A 15,085-nucleotide genomic window follows, 5' to 3' on the forward strand; every position below is an offset into this window, starting at 1 on the left:
AGGAGGGCCATTATGCAAGTGATCGTACTGGATCGCCCAAAGGTGCTGGCGCCGCTGCTGCGCGTCGTTTTTAAGATCAAAAAAGTAAAGCCGGAAACCTAAATCTAACATAGAAAAAAGACTTCGTTATCACATGGTAACGAAGTCTTTTCCTTTTTATGCATTATTCTATATGTTGAGGCAGGTTACGAAATATCTCTGTATCAAAAAAATCATAAAGGGAAATGTCCAGCCCATCGCAAAGCATTTTCAGGGTCACGATACCCGGATTGACGCTTTTTCCGTATAGAATATTTTTGATCGTTGATGGTGGAACGGCAGCTTCTGTGGCTAATTTGTTGATGGTCATATTATGTTCCTCACAGAGTTGGAGCAGGCGCCACTTTACGGCAGTATAAGTATCCATAATGATCTCCTTACAATCCAATTAACTTCATTATAGATAATAGCTATTGACAAAATGGGCTATATATGATACAGTTAGGCTATAAATAGACTTTGTACCATGATAGAAAGAAGGGAAGTGGGGTCTATTGGGAGCTCAAAAAGTGGATTGTGTAAGAACTGTGAATAAAAAGCATTTGCGAACAGTAATCCTTTTTGGAGCTGTTTTCCTGGTGGTCATAAGCATTGTACTGTTGCAGACAGTCTGTCCTCAAATTTTGCAAAATCGGGCAAATACAGCGCTTGACCGGGCGGATTATACGACAGCCGCTGTTTATTATTCAAAGATGAATAAACTGTGCTTCTTAAATCCTACGCAAAAGAAAAAGGCTGCAGCCGGTATCAAAAATTGCAAAATTCAAAATCGAATTGTGCAGGCGGATCTTAAAGCAAAGCCTATAAACAAAAAGAACGCAAAGGCGGCAAGGGTCGGGGATTTGCTATCAATGGGTAAATATAATGATAAGCCTATTATTTGGCAAGTGTTGTCAATTAGCAAAAACGGCCAGTCTAAGCAATTGATCATGATCAGTAAATATGCATTGTTTCAGCAGCCTTTTGACAATGATGGCGGACAAGACTGGTCCGATTGCTCTCTCCGCACCTATCTAAACAGTGAATTCTATTCCGCTTCCTTTACAAGCTCTGAAAAGAAATATATCGTGCCCATTACCTGTACCCCATATTATGCCTTTCCTACCTCCGTCTATTACTATTATACTTGGAATACTTCTGATTATGTGACGATCCCCAGTCAGACAGAAGCGGAAGCCTATATCGGTCGGTCAAATTTAAAAAACAAAGAAGTCTATTTCATTACGGAAAAGTCGGATGTTTATCTTGATGATTGGCTGACGCGCTCTGTCTATGCATCCAATCTTGGTTCAGACGGTATGGCTCAATTCGGTACCTCTGATTTTTTGCCTGTAAAACCTACAGAAAAATGCGATATTAGACCTATGATATTTATTCAAGTTTAAAGAAAGGAATAACAAAATGTTTTGTGAAAAATGCGGAAATGAGTTGCAGGAAAATGAAAAAGTATGTGCCAAATGTGGTGCGCCCGTCGTAGAGACGGCGCCGAGCCAAGAGCAGTCACAGACGGAACCACCAGCCGTGTCGGAGTCGAATTCGACGAAAAACACGCCAGAAGATCGGTCGTTTAAGACGCCGGAGAGTGGCTGCCATTTTATGGGGGTGCTGGCAAGTGTGATCACGATAATATTCGGATTTGTGCTGAAGTCTGGCAAAATCGGCGGTATTACGGTGGAACATATTACATACGGTGGAGATGCGTTTACCGGCATTCAAAATGCAGCCGCAGATACAGCCATTGCGGTGCAGAATGGTTTTGCCTATGTACTGATTGCGATTGGTGTATTGGCATTCTTTTTCTTCCTTGGAAAGCTGGTTGTCTGTTTAGAATCCGATAAGTAATTGAAGTGTTTGGAGTACAAAAATGTATTGTCCTAATTGCGGTAAGTATATTTTGCCTGAGACAACAACTTGTTTGCATTGCGGTTATTCATCTGTTAGAATGCAGGAAAATGCCCGCAAGGCAAAATTCAACAAGCGGATAAAAGGTGCAGTGTGTGCTGTTCTTATACTTGTATTGGTGATCGGGTGTGGCATATGGTTCCAAAAAACCGGCGCCAGAGTTTCAGAGCGCGTGATCTCTACGGCGTTTTGCACTCGCAATGGAAAATCTGTGGATATGGTCTATGATTTCTATAAGCAAGATGAGGAAAATCCACAGAATGGCAGTGTGCGTGAAGTGACCGTTGCCAAAGAAATGGACGATACCCAATCGCAAGAGTGTGGGTACAGCATTGTGCGTACCGGGTTAAAGCGATTTTGCATTACCATTGAAGATGATGCAAACACCCAGTTAATCGTCAAAATAGACGCGGCAGGAAACATTGACACGATCGAAGGCAGAAAAACAGGAGAAAAACTCCAAGCGGTTCAGCCGTATGATCGGGAGAACTACATTGCCGGTCACTATCGGTCGGAGACAGAAAAAATTGTAAAGGCGACAGGCTTTCTATCATCGTACTAAAATAAAACCCGCGGGACCTGAAAAGGTGCTGCGGGTTTTCTCTGTTGTAACATTTTTCTTTGGTGTGCATAGACGGGGGTGCGGGCGCATAGATATTACCAGTAACTGTAAGGAGATGTTGCAATGGAAACGGAAAAGACCTTTGCCGACAGCAAGCGCACGGTTTGTTTGGGCACGGGAGAAGCAAAGTTTGAAGTGGAATACCAGGAGAGTCTACCCCAATACTGTGAAGATGTGGAGCGGGTGGTACGGTGCGTGTGCAGCCATGCGGTGACGGACTATGAATATGCCTCCGGCAGCTTAAGGGTGACCGGACGCAGCCGCATTTCATTGGTGTATATCTCCACTTCCGGGTGCTGTTTGTCCGCCGCATTTGAGGAGCGGTTCATTAAAAACATTGACGCACCGGTGACGGACGCCTTTGCCTTTGCCCAGGTGCACACTTGTACGGACTTTACCAACTATCGGCTGATCAATCAGCGCAAGTTAGAGGTGCACTCCGGGCTGCAAGTCCACACAGAGGTCTTTGCCTATATGGAACAGAGCCAGCTGACTGACTGTTGTGGTGCCATTTTGCGCCAAGCAGACGCCCAGTGCCTGGAGGTGCTGGACGCCGGACTGTTCTCCTGCGACTTTGATGAGAAGTTCGCCATCGGCCAGCACAACACCAATATCTCTGTGTTGATCCACACCGGTGCCTTTGCGGTGATTGACGAGGTGCGCACTATTGCCGGCAAAATGCTGGTGAAGTGCCGAGCTGAGTTGTGCGTGGTATATGAAAACACAGAACATAACACGGAGAAATGCTGCTTTACCGTGCACAGCAGTAAAATCGTGGATGTGGCCGGTATGACCGAGGACAGCCATGCCTTTGCACAAGTGAAGATCGGTTCTCTGTTTGTAAAGCCGGTACCGGACGAAAATAACGACTTGCGCCGATTGGAGATCGCCGGAGCCTTTTGTGTGTCCTACACGGCCGCCCTGGTCAGCGATACCCAACTGGTGACAGATGCCTATGCCATTGCCTATGACGCCCGGGTACAGACCGGCACGGTTCCGCTGCTGCGGGATCCGCAATTCTTCTATGACAGCAAGACATTGTCCGCCGACCTGAGTTTTGAGGATACGGAGATCGCCGAAATCCTGGATTTATCCCTTGCCATGCAGGAGGCACGGGTGCAAAACGGCCTGCTGCTGGTGGAGGTGGGCTACGGTGTGGCCTACTACGATGTGAGTGGCAATCTGTGCTGTAAGGACGGCGTGACCCGGCTGCAACTGGCGTTGACAGATGGCAAGTGCGCCGGATTTGTAGGCGCCGGGCTGCAATCCTTTGATTATATCTTACAGTCGGCTAACCGTATTGAACTGCGGGTGAATATAGAGTACAGTGCTTGCCTGTACACCCAGGCGGAGATGCAGACGGTGACCGATGTGGAGCTGCAACCCTGCACTGCCGGTGAGTCACCGGTGCTGACACTGTACTTTGCCGCCAAGGATGAGAGCCTGTGGGACATTGCCAAAAAATTCCGCTCCCGCACCGAGCTGATTCAGCAGGAAAATCAACTGACAGAAGATGTACTTCGCCAACAAACCATTCTTTTGATTCCGGGAGTGTGAGCATATGAATCAACAGATTTACAGCGATATCGCTCTCCGAACGCAGGGTGATATTTATATCGGCGTGGTGGGACCGGTGCGCACAGGCAAATCCACTTTTATCAAGCGGTTTATGGACACCATGGTGATCCCCAATATTGACGGAGAGTACCAGCGGGAACGGGCCACGGACGAATTACCCCAGTCCGCTGCCGGGCGTACCATTATGACCACGGAGCCAAAATTCGTGCCGGAGGAAGCGGTGACCCTGCATTTGACGGATCACACTTCCTTCCGTGTGCGACTTGTGGACTGCGTAGGCTACATTGTGCCCAGTGCCGTGGGCTATATTGAGGAGGAGCAGCCCCGGATGGTGCGCACGCCCTGGTATGAGGAAGAAATACCTTTTAACATGGCGGCGGAGATCGGCACGAAAAAAGTGATTACCGAGCACTCCACCATTGGTTTGGTCGTTACGACGGACGGCACCATTACTTCTATTCCCAGAGCGGAGTATGAAGAGGCAGAGGAACGGGTGATCGAGGAGCTGAAATCCTACGGCAAGCCCTTTGTGGTGCTGCTCAATTCGGAGACGCCCACAGCCTCGGGAACGGTCGCTTTGGCAGCAGAACTAACGGAGAAATACGGCGTGCCGGTGTTGGCAGAGAATTGCATGGAAATGGACGCCGAGGCATTCCATGCGGTGCTGCAAAAGGTGCTGTATGAATTTCCCATCAGCTCCGTGCAACTGCTGATGCCCGGGTGGATCAAGTGCCTGGACGATCAGGATCCTTGGAAAACGGAGCTGTTCGCTGCGGTACAACAGGACTGCCACAGTTTGTCCACCATTGACAGTGTGAAGTCTTTTATTGCCGCCTTGGCAAAGGTCTCGAGGATTGAAAGCGTACAGGTGCGGCGACTGGATCTGTCTACCGGCGATGTGCAGCTGGATGTGCAGGTGGACCACAGTTACTTTTATCAGGTATTGTCTGAGAAATGCGGCCTGACCATTGCCAACGAACGCCAGTTGATGGAGCAGATCTTGCAGCTGGTGACCGTCAAGCAGCGGTTTGCACGGTTTGAGCAGGCGCTGGCGGATGTGGAGAATAGCGGATACGGTATTGTAATGCCCGCTATGGATGAGATGCATCTGGATGAACCGGAAATTATGAAACAGGGTGGCCGCTACGGTGTAAAGCTTCGGGCACAGGCGCCTTCCATTCATATGATCCGCTGCAATACGTACACAGAAGTAGCACCCATTGTGGGCAGCGAAAGCCAGTCTCAGGAGTTGGTCATGTACCTGCTCAAAGAGTTTGAACAGGACCCGGCAGCTATTTGGAACACCAATTTGTTTGGCAAGCCGCTGTTGGATCTGGTGAACGAGGGGCTGAATAACAAGCTTTACCGTATGCCGGAGGACGCCCGCAACAAGTTCAGAGAGACCATCGAGCGGGTGATCAACGAGGGGTGCAGCGGGCTGATCTGTATTATTCTTTAACAAAGAAAAACAAAAAAACGGAGCCGTTTGGCTCCGTTTTTACCATCAATAAAAATAAAATTTGGCTTCCAGCACCAAGGCCAGCGCTGCTTGCAGCAGAATGAATACCGGCAGGGTGATCATGAATTTCTTATGCCGGGTCTTGTGGCGGATCAGGCGCATGGTAATGTACTCACCTACAGCGCCGCCTAAAAGCGCTACGAACAGCAGCGTATCCTCCGGTACGCGCCATTTGCCTTTTTTGGCGCGGACCTTGTCGCTGACGGTCAGCACGATGGCCAGCAGGTTGGTGCCCACCAACCAAAGCAGGGCGAACTGGTACAGGCTCACGCTTGCTTTTCCGGCTTAAAGGGTTTTAAGTCCTTTAGGTCAAAGTTGCCGATGGACAGGGGAGAACCCTTTTTGAAATCATCGCCCTTTTGCTCGTCTACACCAAAGACGGCGGCGCAGTTGGGACACACCAAAAAGTATACCGTTTGGCATTCCAGGGGCAGCGGCAGCTTTACGGCAATGCGGCGCTCAAAGTTGGAAAACACGCCAAAATGCCCTTTTTTGCCGCACTGGGGACAGGTGAGCTCCACCGTCTCGCCGCGGGCTTTAATGCGATTATCTGTACCTAATCTGTATTCCATAACATCACCTATGCTTATTTTACAATATTTTTAGAAAGTGTCAAGTATGAAGAAAGTATTCCTCTCTCTTTTCTGCCTGGTACTGCTGTGCGGATGCACGGTGAACAAACCGGCGCAAATCGAGACCACACCGGCGCCGGACACGGCGGCTGCCGGAGAACTGACCGTGCGAAGCGTGTGGATCACTTACTACGAGCTCCAGGCCTTTACCGGCAAATACGATACCGGCGGCGACTTTTACAGCGCCGCATCAAAGGCTTTCGCTCAGTTGCAAAGGCGGGGCTTTACGGCGGTCACCGTGCAGGTGCACCCCTGCGCAGACGCCTTTTATCAGTCCAAATACTTTCCGGTCAGCGTCTACTGCTTTGGCAAAGCGGGCGGGGAACTAAAATACGACCCATTGGAACTGCTGTGCAAGGCGGCACACGAAAATCAACTGAAAATCGAAGCCTGGTTCAACCCTTACCGGGTGAGTCAGCAGGATAAGATCGAAAAACTCAGCGACGATAACATTGCTAAAAAGTGGTATAAGGAGAAAAACGGCAATGTGGTGATCGTGAATCAAAAAATCTACTTTAACCCGGCGGCCAAAGCGGTGCAAAAACGCATTGTGGCCGGCGTGCGGGAAATTGTGAAAAACTACCCGGTAGACGGTATCCATTTTGATGATTACTTTTACCCGGATACCGATAAGAAAATTGACGCTAAGCAGTATGCTGTCTACTGCGCAGACGGCGGCAACTTGTCATTAGGTGACTGGCGGCGCAGCCGGGTGAATGACCTGATCCGTGCTGTTTATAAAGCTGTGAAAGAAGAAAATCAAAGCTGTACTTTTGGCATCAGCCCGGCGGCGGGTATTGCCAATGATCGGGACAGTTTGTACGCCGATGTGGAGACCTGGGCAACCCAAAAGGGTTACTGCGATTATCTGTGTCCCCAGGTGTACTTCGGCTTTCTTAACGATACCCTGCCGTTTATGAAAACGGTAAAAGACTGGCGGGATCTGGTCACCGCCTGTGATCTTTATATCGGCCTGCCGCTGTATAAATGCGGCAAGGCAGACGCCTATGCCGGGCGGGGCAAAGGCGAATTCCGGGAAAATAAGAATATGATCTTTCGCCAAATTCAGTTTATCCGCCAAATTCCGGCGGTAAAGGGCTTTTATGTGTTCTCCTACGGCTATCTATCCGACGACAGCGTAGGGGAGGAGGTCAGCGGCCTTTACTCTGCTATGCAGTGATCGGCGTTTTCTACTCCGGTAATGGTCACATCCACCAGATCGCCGATGTGCAGATCCCGGCGGTGGATGGTCACCGGTACATAATTGCGGGTGTAGCCGGTGTAGGTACCGTTCGGTTGTTGCTGCTCCACCAGCACCTGCGCTTTTTGACCCACCAGACCGTCAAAATAGGCCTCACGCAGCTTGTCTGTCTCTGCAATCAACTTTTTTGCGCGGCGTTCCTTCTCCTGCCGAGGTACGCTGTCGCCCCGTTTAGAGGCGGCTGTGCCCTCTCGCTGAGAGTAGGGAAATACATGTACCTTTTCAAACCCGATCTTCTTTGCAAAGGCCAGGCTCTCTTCAAAATCGGCTTCTGTTTCTTCATGAAAGCCGGTCATCATGTCCGTGGTCAAAGTGGCACCCGGGAATGCGGCACGCAGCTTGCGGCACAGGTCTGCATATTCTTCCGCCGTGTAGTGGCGGTTCATGGATTTTAAGGTTTTGGTGCAGCCGCTTTGCAGGGAGATGTGGAACTGGGGACAGAATTTTTCTATCTTTGCCAGCCCGACAATCATGCGGTCGGTGATGTGGTCCGGCTCCAAAGAGCCCAGGCGCACCCGGGCAATGCCGGGGGTGCGGTCGCAAATGGCAACCGCGTCCAGCAGGTCAAAGTCCTGCCCCTTGCCGTAGGCGGACAGGTTGATGCCCACCAGTACGATCTCTTTAATGCCGTGGGCAGCCAGGTCCTGTACTTCTTTTTCCAGGTCCGCCGGCGCCTTGGAGCGCACACGCCCCCTGGATTTGGGGATAATACAGTAGGAGCAAAACCGGTCACAGCCGTCCTCAATTTTTACAAAGGCGCGCACGCGCTGCCCAAAGCCGCTGATGGCGCAGGGGGCAAAGGGGTCGCCGGTTTGGTGGGCATTAATGTCCACAATGCGGCTTTTTTCTGTATGATACCGGTTGATGATGGAAAAAATATCACCGTCGCTCTTGTTAGAGAATACAATGTCTGCGTCCAGCTGGGCTTTGGCTTCCTCCGGGAACGCCTGGGGCATACAGCCGGTGAGAATCACCGTTGCGCCCGGGTGACGGCGCTTAAAGCGGCGCACGCTTTGGCGGGTCTTTTGGTCCGCAGTGGCGGTTACCGTACAAGAGTTGACGATGTAGTAGTCCGCTTCCTGATCCGGGGACACAATCTCAAAACCGGCGCTGCGCAGCAGCTCGGCCATATATTCACTTTCATACTGGTTGACTTTGCAGCCAAGGGTGTAAAAAGCAGCTTTCATATCTATTACGCTCCAATCCACGACATTATAGCATAAAGCCGGTGGGGGAGCAAGATTTTTAGCGCAAACAATGAGGTGGTTTGATGAAAAGAATCGGAACATTTTTGCTGGCTTTGATGCTGGCGTTGGCGGTGCCTGCGCCCTGCTTTGCCGCTGTGGATGAAAAGACGGTAGAGGCACCAAGTGCCGTGCTGGTGAGCGCAGATACAGGGGCTGTGCTCTTTGAGAAGAATGCCCACGACAGGCGCTCCCCGGCGTCGGTCACTAAGCTGATGACCATGCTGCTGGTGGCGGAAGCCTTGGACACCGGCAAGATTAAACTGACGGATACAGTCACCGGCAGTGCCAACGCAGCCTCCAAGGGCGGCTCCCAAATCTGGTTGGAAGTGGGGGAGCAGATGACAGTGGAGGAACTGCTGAAGGCGGTGGTGATCGCTTCCGCCAATGATGCCTGTACGGCGCTGGCAGAGTTCGTAGCCGGGTCGGACGGCGCCTTTGTGCAGTGTATGAATGCCCGTGCCAAGGAATTGGGGCTACAAGATACCCATTTTGAGAACTGCACAGGGCTGGATGATACGGCCAAAAATCATTTTTCTTCTGCTTACGATCTGGCAGTGATTGCCCGGGAAGTGCTGCGCCACAACTGGATCACCAAGTATACTACCGTGTGGCTCGACAGTCTGCGGGACGGCAAAACGGAACTGAATAATACCAATAAATTGGTTAACACTTATGACGGCATTACCGGGCTGAAAACCGGCACCACAGAGAAGGCGGGTTTTTGCCTGTGCGCGACTGCCCGGCGGGACGGTATGCAGCTGATCGCCGTGGTGCTGGGCGCCAAGACCAGCGAGCAGCGCTTTTCCGCTGCTACGGCTCTGCTGGACAGCGGCTTTGCGGATTATCGCCTGGTGACCCTGGCGGCAGACCCGAAGAAAATTACCCAAATTACCGTGAAAAACGGCGTCCAAAAGATCCTGAACCCTGCCGTGCCTGCAAAACAGCAGTTGCTTTGTGCCAAAGGCAGCGGTGATCCCACTTATGAATATAAGTTAAAAAGGACGGTGGATGCGCCTGTGCGCAAGAACACCAGAGTGGGCACCGTGAAAGTCAAACTGGACGGAAAAATGGTGGCGGAACTGCCGGTGTATGCCGGGATAAATATCGACAAAACCGCCTTTTGGTCGGTTTTTGTCCGCTTTTTAAGGACATTTTGAAAATAAGTGTTGAAAAATCTGCCTTGTTGTTGTAAAATGAGGATTTGAAATTCCAAGAAGAATGGAGATAAAATGATGGCAGTTAAATTTAACAGTAATTTTGCTGAAACTTTTGTCAGCAAGGCGGATATTCAGGCGCTGGAGCCCCAGGCTGCGGCTGCGCAAAAGACCCTGATGGACGGTACCGGTGCCGGTAACGACTTTTTGGGTTGGGTACATCTGCCCACCGATTATGACAAAGAGGAGTTTGCTCGCATTAAAAAGGCGGCTTCTTACATTCAGAAGAATGCGGATGTACTGATCGTGATCGGTATCGGCGGTTCTTATCTTGGCGCCCGTGCTGTGATTGAGGCACTGAAGTCCCCCAATTACAACCTGCTGGCTAAAGATACCCCGCAGATCTTCTTTATCGGCAACTCCATCAGCCCGGAGATGCTGAATGAAACCGTGGCTCTTTGTGAGGGCAAGGATATTTGCGTGAATGTGATCAGCAAGAGTGGTACCACCACGGAGCCGGCTATCGCTTTTCGTGTGTTCCGGGAGATGGTCAACAAGAAGTACAGCGCAGAGGAGGCGGCAAAGCGCATTTTCTGCACCACCGACCAGTCTAAGGGTACCTTAAAGGCGTTGGCAGATGCAGAGGGCTATGAGACCTTTGTGGTGCCGGATAATGTGGGCGGCCGTTACAGCGTGCTCACCGCCGTGGGTCTGTTGCCCATCGCTGTGGCCGGTATTGATATTGATGCTTTGATGACCGGGGCCAAGACCGCAGAGGATACTCTGTGCGGCCAAACGGTAGACACAAATGATGTGCTGAAATATGCCGCCGCCAGAAATTGCTTCTACAACAAGGGCAAGAGTCTGGAGTGCTTTGTGTCTTATGAGCCGGCAATGACACTGTTCAACGAATGGCTCAAGCAGCTGTTTGCAGAGAGCGAGGGCAAGGACGGCAAGGGTCTGTTCCCGGTATCCTGCGTGTTTTCCACCGACCTGCACTCCGTAGGTCAGTATATCCAGGAAAGCGGCAGCAAGCTGATGTTTGAGACCGTGATGCAGTTTGCCCGCCCCCAGAGCGATTATATGATCGGTGAGGAAGAAGGCAATATTGACGGCTTGAACTTCCTGGCCGGTAAGGAAATGAGTTATGTGAATGAAAAGGCCCGCCAGGGCACTCTGCTGGCCCACACCGCCGGCGGCGTTGGCAACTTCGTTCTGGAAATCGACGCCCTGGACGCAGAAAACATGGGCTATATGATCTATTTCTTTGAGAAAGTATGCGCCGTTTCCGGCTATATGCTGGGGGTCAATCCCTTTAATCAGCCCGGCGTAGAGAGCTACAAAAAGAATATGTTTGCACTCCTTGGCAAACCCGGTTATGAAAGTGAAAAAGAAAACCTTGAAAAACAGTTGGGGTTATGCTAAAATAGAGTTGCAAATAAATCCTATTGGAGGAATAATAAATGATTAAGCTCATTATCGGCAACAAAGGCTCAGGCAAAACCAAAAAACTCATTGACCTGGTGAACACCTGCGTAGAGAAGTCTGACGGCAATGTGGTGTGCATTGAAAAGGAGCCCAAGCTCACTTACGATGTGTCCTCTAAGGCTCGCCTGCTGGAGACCGATACATACCGTGTCAGCGGTTGTAAGGCGTTTTACGGCTTTTTGGCCGGTATCTGCGCCGGCAACTACGACGTGACGGATATTTTGATCGACGCCACCTTTAAGATCGTTGGCAGAGAGTATCAGAAGCTGGTACAGTTCTTTGATATGCTGTCCGAGTTGAGCGAGGCACAGGATGTGGATTTCTACTTCACCATCAGCTGTGACAAAGAGGATCTGCCGGTGGAAGTGTTTGACTACTGCGAAGAGCTGTAAGCAAAAATGCACAAATAAAGAGCCTTTTTCAGGCTCTTTATTTTTTCCGCCGCAAAAATAACTATTGACAAAGCGGCGTCTTGTATATATAATACTTAAAGTGCGATCGTGAGGTGGTTTTGTGAAGTTAGACCTGAAGGCACTTTTCGGCGGCGATACACAGCGTATTGCCATTGAGGAGCAGCTGGACTTCCACGATTTGCAATACGGTTCGTATTGCCCGCTGCGCCAGCCGGTGCGCGTGACCGGACAGGCGTATGCAAAGGCGGATGTATGTTATTTAGATCTGGATCTGTCCTTTGTGTTTGACGGCGTGTGCGACCGCTGCGCCGAGCCCATTCAAAAGCCCATGTTGTTGTCCTTACACAAGATCTTGGTAGAGGATCTCCAAAACCGGGAGGATGCGGACGACGAATATGTTTTGGTACAGGACAGCGCGCTGGATCTCAGCGACCTTTTGCGGGAAGAGCTATTATTGTTCTTTCCCACCAAAATGCTGTGCAAGCCGGACTGTAAGGGTCTTTGCTGCAAGTGCGGCAAGAATTTGAATGACGGACCCTGCGACTGCCAAAAGGATGTGGATCCCAGATTGGAAGCCCTTTTGCAGCTGCTGGATTAAGTGATTATTTTGCATCAAGGATTATAAAGGAGGCAATTCAAATGGCAGTACCTAAGAGAAAAACTTCAAAGGCAAGAAAGAACAAAAGACGTTCCAGCGTTTGGAAGCTGAATGCGCCTACTCTCGTTAAGTGCCCCAACTGCGCCGGCTACACCGTGCCGCACAAAGTGTGCGCCAACTGCGGTTACTACAACGGCAAGGCAGTTGTCAGCAAGGACGAGGCGTAAGCCAAAAACTTCAACACAAAGGCGGACTTGGTCACAGCCGAACAGGCTGCGGGGCTTATGTCCGCCTTTCTTGCTATTTGCTTGAAAGGAGGGTCTGTTATGGCGAGACCTGTTGTTGCCATTGTGGGCCGCCCCAACGTGGGCAAATCCACACTTTTTAATAAATTGGTAGGCGCCCGTCTGTCCATTGTGGACGACAAGCCCGGCGTGACCCGGGACCGCATTTACGGCGACTGTGAGTGGTTGGGTCACCGCTTTCTGCTGGTGGATACCGGCGGTATTGAGCCGCGGGCGGATGATGTGATCCTCTCTCAAATGCGCGCCCAGGCCAACATTGCTATTGCCACGGCGGATGTGATTGTGCTGGTGACGGATTTGCGCAGCGGCGTGGTGGCTACCGATCAGGATGTGGCCAATATGCTGCAAAAAAGCGGCAAGCCGGTGATTCTGTGCGTCAATAAGTGCGACAGTGTCGGTGCCCCGGATCCGGAGTTCTACGAATTTTATAATTTGGGTATGGGTGACCCGATTGCTGTATCGGCCGTGCACGGTCACGGCACCGGCGATCTGTTGGATGCGGTGATCGCTTACTTTCCACCGGAGAGTGAGGAGGAAGAGGAAGACGATACCATCAAGGTGGCGGTCATCGGCAAGCCCAATGTGGGCAAGTCCTCATTGATCAACCGGATCAGCGGCCAGGAGCGAGCCATTGTGTCCGATATTGCAGGCACCACACGGGACGCTACGGACACCCGTATTGAAAATCAATACGGCAAGTTCACCTTTATTGACACCGCAGGCATTCGGCGCAAGAGCAAGGTGACAGACGCCATTGAAAAATACAGCATTATCCGCGCCCGTACTGCTGTGGAGCGAGCCAATGTGTGCGTGATTATGATCGATGCTACCGAAGGCTTCACGGAGCAGGACTCCAAGGTGGCCGGTATAGCTCTGGACCAAGGCAAGGGCTGTATTGTGTTGGTTAACAAGTGGGACGCTGTGGAAAAAGACGGCAATACGATGCGGGAGTATAAAGAGAAGCTGGCAGTAGACTTTGCCTTTATGAAGTTTGCGCCCTTTGTGTTTATCTCTGCCAAGACCGGCCAGCGTGTGGATCGCCTGTTTGAGCAGATCGCTTATGTGTATGCTCAGAGCACCATGCGCATTTCCACCGGCAAATTGAACGAAATTCTCGGCGCTGCCACCGCCCGGGTGCAGCCGCCTACGGATAAGGGCAAGCGGCTGAAGATCTATTATATGACCCAGGCGTCTGTGTGCCCGCCAACCTTTGTGTTTTTTGTGAACAACGCCCAACTGTTCCATTTCTCTTACCAGCGGTATCTGGAGAACCAAATCCGTGAGGTGTTTGGTCTGGAGGGTACGCCGGTGCGCTTTATTATTCGCGAGAGGGGAGAGGGCAAAAAATGATTTTTCGTCTGATCCTGGGTGCGGTTCTGTCTTATTTACTGGGAAGCCTGAATTTTGGTATCATTCTTTCTCGCAAGTTCCAAAAGGAAGATGTGCGCACCCACGGCAGCGGTAACGCCGGTTCTACCAATATGCTGCGAAATTACGGCAAACTGCCGGCAGTTGCAACGATTTTAGGCGATATGGCTAAGGTAGCTGTGGCCATTTTGCTGGTGCGTCTGCTGGTGGGGAATGAACTATATGCGCAGCAGCCGATTTTCATCAAGTCCTTTGCCGGGCTGTTCTGCGTGCTGGGTCATATCTTTCCTTGCTTTTTCCGGTTTAAGGGCGGCAAGGGTGTGGCTACCTGCGGCGGTATGGTGTTTATGATCGACTGGCGGATCGCCCTGATCCTGCTGGCGGTGTTTTTTGTGGCCGTCCTAATTACCAAATGGGTATCGCTGGGTTCCATCTTAATGGCAATCCTGTACCCGGTGCTGATGGGTCTGTTTTATAAGTCCGTTCCCATTACGCTGATCTCCGTGGTGTTTGCGGCCATTGTGCTGGTTGCCCACCGGGAGAACATCAAGCGGATATTAAACGGTACGGAAAGCAAGATTACCGTTGGCAGTAAAAATAAAAAAGAATAAGTAAAAGAAAAAGCGCAGCTGACACAATTGTGTGTCAGCTGCGCTTTTGTAGCAGAGTAAAAAAAGAAACCGCTGAACAGTGCAGCGGTTTTATCTCATTACGCTCTTTCGACCTTACCGGAACGAAGACATCTGGTGCAAACATAAACTCTTTTCGGAGAGCCGTTTACAATAGCCTTAACTTTCTTAATGTTGGGTTTCCAGGTTCTGTTGGACCGTCTGTGTGAATGAGAAACCTTGATGCCAAAGGACATTTCTTTCCCGCAGTATTCACATTTTGCCATGTGCGAACACCTCCTTACTAAATTACAACGCCGCTATAATAGCACATATCCCTGCAAAATGCAA

At 50.6% G+C, this 15,085-nt stretch carries 18 protein-coding genes; 13 read left to right on the top strand and 5 right to left on the bottom strand.

Going from position 1 to position 15,085, the window contains the following annotated elements; all coding sequences use genetic code 11:
* Window positions 1-163: 163 nt before the first annotated feature.
* On the bottom strand, window positions 164-406 hold the full coding sequence (locus OGM59_03235) for a helix-turn-helix transcriptional regulator (protein UYI91492.1): 243 nt from the start codon (window positions 404-406) through the stop codon (window positions 164-166).
* A gap of 142 nt (window positions 407-548) precedes the next feature.
* Between OGM59_03235 and OGM59_03240 the strand changes: the two genes are divergently transcribed.
* The 5 genes from OGM59_03240 (at window position 549) to spoIVA (ending at window position 5,600) form a co-directional block, all read left to right on the top strand.
* Complete coding sequence (locus tag OGM59_03240) at window positions 549-1,424, top strand: DUF6273 domain-containing protein (GenBank protein ID UYI91493.1); 876 nt, start codon at window positions 549-551, stop codon at window positions 1,422-1,424.
* A gap of 16 nt (window positions 1,425-1,440) precedes the next feature.
* Window positions 1,441-1,881 (top strand): zinc-ribbon domain-containing protein, encoded by a 441-nt coding sequence (locus OGM59_03245; GenBank protein UYI91494.1) that lies wholly within the window; start codon window positions 1,441-1,443, stop codon window positions 1,879-1,881.
* 22 nt (window positions 1,882-1,903) lie between these two features.
* Window positions 1,904-2,503 carry a zinc-ribbon domain-containing protein gene (locus tag OGM59_03250; GenBank protein ID UYI91495.1) on the top strand — a complete coding sequence of 200 codons (600 nt, stop codon included), beginning with the start codon at window positions 1,904-1,906 and terminating at the stop codon, window positions 2,501-2,503.
* A gap of 123 nt (window positions 2,504-2,626) precedes the next feature.
* The gene (locus tag OGM59_03255) at window positions 2,627-4,120 is read left to right on the top strand and encodes a DUF3794 domain-containing protein (GenBank protein UYI91496.1); all 1,494 of its coding nucleotides are present in this window, start codon (window positions 2,627-2,629) and stop codon (window positions 4,118-4,120) included.
* A gap of 4 nt (window positions 4,121-4,124) precedes the next feature.
* A complete protein-coding gene (gene spoIVA, locus OGM59_03260; GenBank protein ID UYI91497.1) occupies window positions 4,125-5,600 on the top strand; it encodes a stage IV sporulation protein A in 1,476 nt (491 codons plus the stop codon).
* Between the two features lie 45 nt (window positions 5,601-5,645).
* On the opposite strand, the gene OGM59_03265 is transcribed toward spoIVA, so the two are convergent.
* Entirely contained in the window at window positions 5,646-5,930 is a 285-nt protein-coding gene (locus OGM59_03265; GenBank protein UYI91498.1) for a DUF1294 domain-containing protein, read from the bottom strand.
* Window positions 5,927-6,232, bottom strand: coding sequence for a hypothetical protein (locus OGM59_03270; GenBank protein ID UYI91499.1), 306 nt, complete (start codon window positions 6,230-6,232; stop codon window positions 5,927-5,929). Before OGM59_03270 ends, OGM59_03265 begins: the two co-directional genes overlap by 4 nt.
* Before the next feature lie 46 nt (window positions 6,233-6,278).
* Here OGM59_03270 and OGM59_03275 point away from each other — a divergent pair, with 46 nt between their 5' ends.
* The gene (locus OGM59_03275) at window positions 6,279-7,472 is read left to right on the top strand and encodes a family 10 glycosylhydrolase (GenBank protein ID UYI91500.1); all 1,194 of its coding nucleotides are present in this window, start codon (window positions 6,279-6,281) and stop codon (window positions 7,470-7,472) included.
* Here the strand turns inward: OGM59_03275 and mtaB are convergent.
* Entirely contained in the window at window positions 7,454-8,740 is a 1,287-nt protein-coding gene (gene mtaB, locus OGM59_03280; protein UYI91501.1) for a tRNA (N(6)-L-threonylcarbamoyladenosine(37)-C(2))-methylthiotransferase MtaB, read from the bottom strand. The genes OGM59_03275 and mtaB overlap by 19 nt on opposite strands.
* 83 nt (window positions 8,741-8,823) lie before the next feature.
* Between mtaB and OGM59_03285 the strand changes: the two genes are divergently transcribed.
* The 7 genes from OGM59_03285 (at window position 8,824) to plsY (ending at window position 14,737) form a co-directional block, all read left to right on the top strand.
* Window positions 8,824-9,957: a D-alanyl-D-alanine carboxypeptidase gene (locus OGM59_03285; GenBank protein UYI91502.1), complete on the top strand. Its 1,134-nt coding sequence runs from the start codon at window positions 8,824-8,826 to the stop codon at window positions 9,955-9,957.
* 75 nt (window positions 9,958-10,032) lie between these two features.
* Window positions 10,033-11,379: a glucose-6-phosphate isomerase gene (locus OGM59_03290; protein UYI91751.1), complete on the top strand. Its 1,347-nt coding sequence runs from the start codon at window positions 10,033-10,035 to the stop codon at window positions 11,377-11,379.
* 38 nt (window positions 11,380-11,417) lie between these two features.
* Window positions 11,418-11,834, top strand: a complete 417-nt coding sequence (locus tag OGM59_03295; GenBank protein ID UYI91503.1) for a hypothetical protein — start codon at window positions 11,418-11,420, stop codon at window positions 11,832-11,834.
* Between the two features lie 121 nt (window positions 11,835-11,955).
* Complete coding sequence (locus OGM59_03300) at window positions 11,956-12,453, top strand: DUF177 domain-containing protein (GenBank protein ID UYI91504.1); 498 nt, start codon at window positions 11,956-11,958, stop codon at window positions 12,451-12,453.
* Window positions 12,454-12,494: 41 nt separating this feature from the next.
* Window positions 12,495-12,680, top strand: a complete 186-nt coding sequence (rpmF, locus tag OGM59_03305) for a 50S ribosomal protein L32 (protein UYI91505.1) — start codon at window positions 12,495-12,497, stop codon at window positions 12,678-12,680.
* Between the two features lie 99 nt (window positions 12,681-12,779).
* Window positions 12,780-14,108, top strand: a complete 1,329-nt coding sequence (gene der / locus OGM59_03310; GenBank protein UYI91506.1) for a ribosome biogenesis GTPase Der — start codon at window positions 12,780-12,782, stop codon at window positions 14,106-14,108.
* Complete coding sequence (gene plsY, locus OGM59_03315) at window positions 14,105-14,737, top strand: glycerol-3-phosphate 1-O-acyltransferase PlsY (GenBank protein UYI91507.1); 633 nt, start codon at window positions 14,105-14,107, stop codon at window positions 14,735-14,737. Before der ends, plsY begins: the two co-directional genes overlap by 4 nt.
* A 98-nt stretch (window positions 14,738-14,835) precedes the next feature.
* Here the strand turns inward: plsY and rpmB are convergent, their stop codons facing one another.
* On the bottom strand, window positions 14,836-15,021 hold the full coding sequence (gene rpmB, locus OGM59_03320) for a 50S ribosomal protein L28 (GenBank protein ID UYI91508.1): 186 nt from the start codon (window positions 15,019-15,021) through the stop codon (window positions 14,836-14,838).
* Window positions 15,022-15,085: the final 64 nt, after the last annotated feature.

It is taken from the genome of Oscillospiraceae bacterium (genome assembly GCA_025757685.1).
In the GTDB taxonomy this organism is placed as follows: domain Bacteria; phylum Bacillota; class Clostridia; order Oscillospirales; family Acutalibacteraceae; genus CAG-217.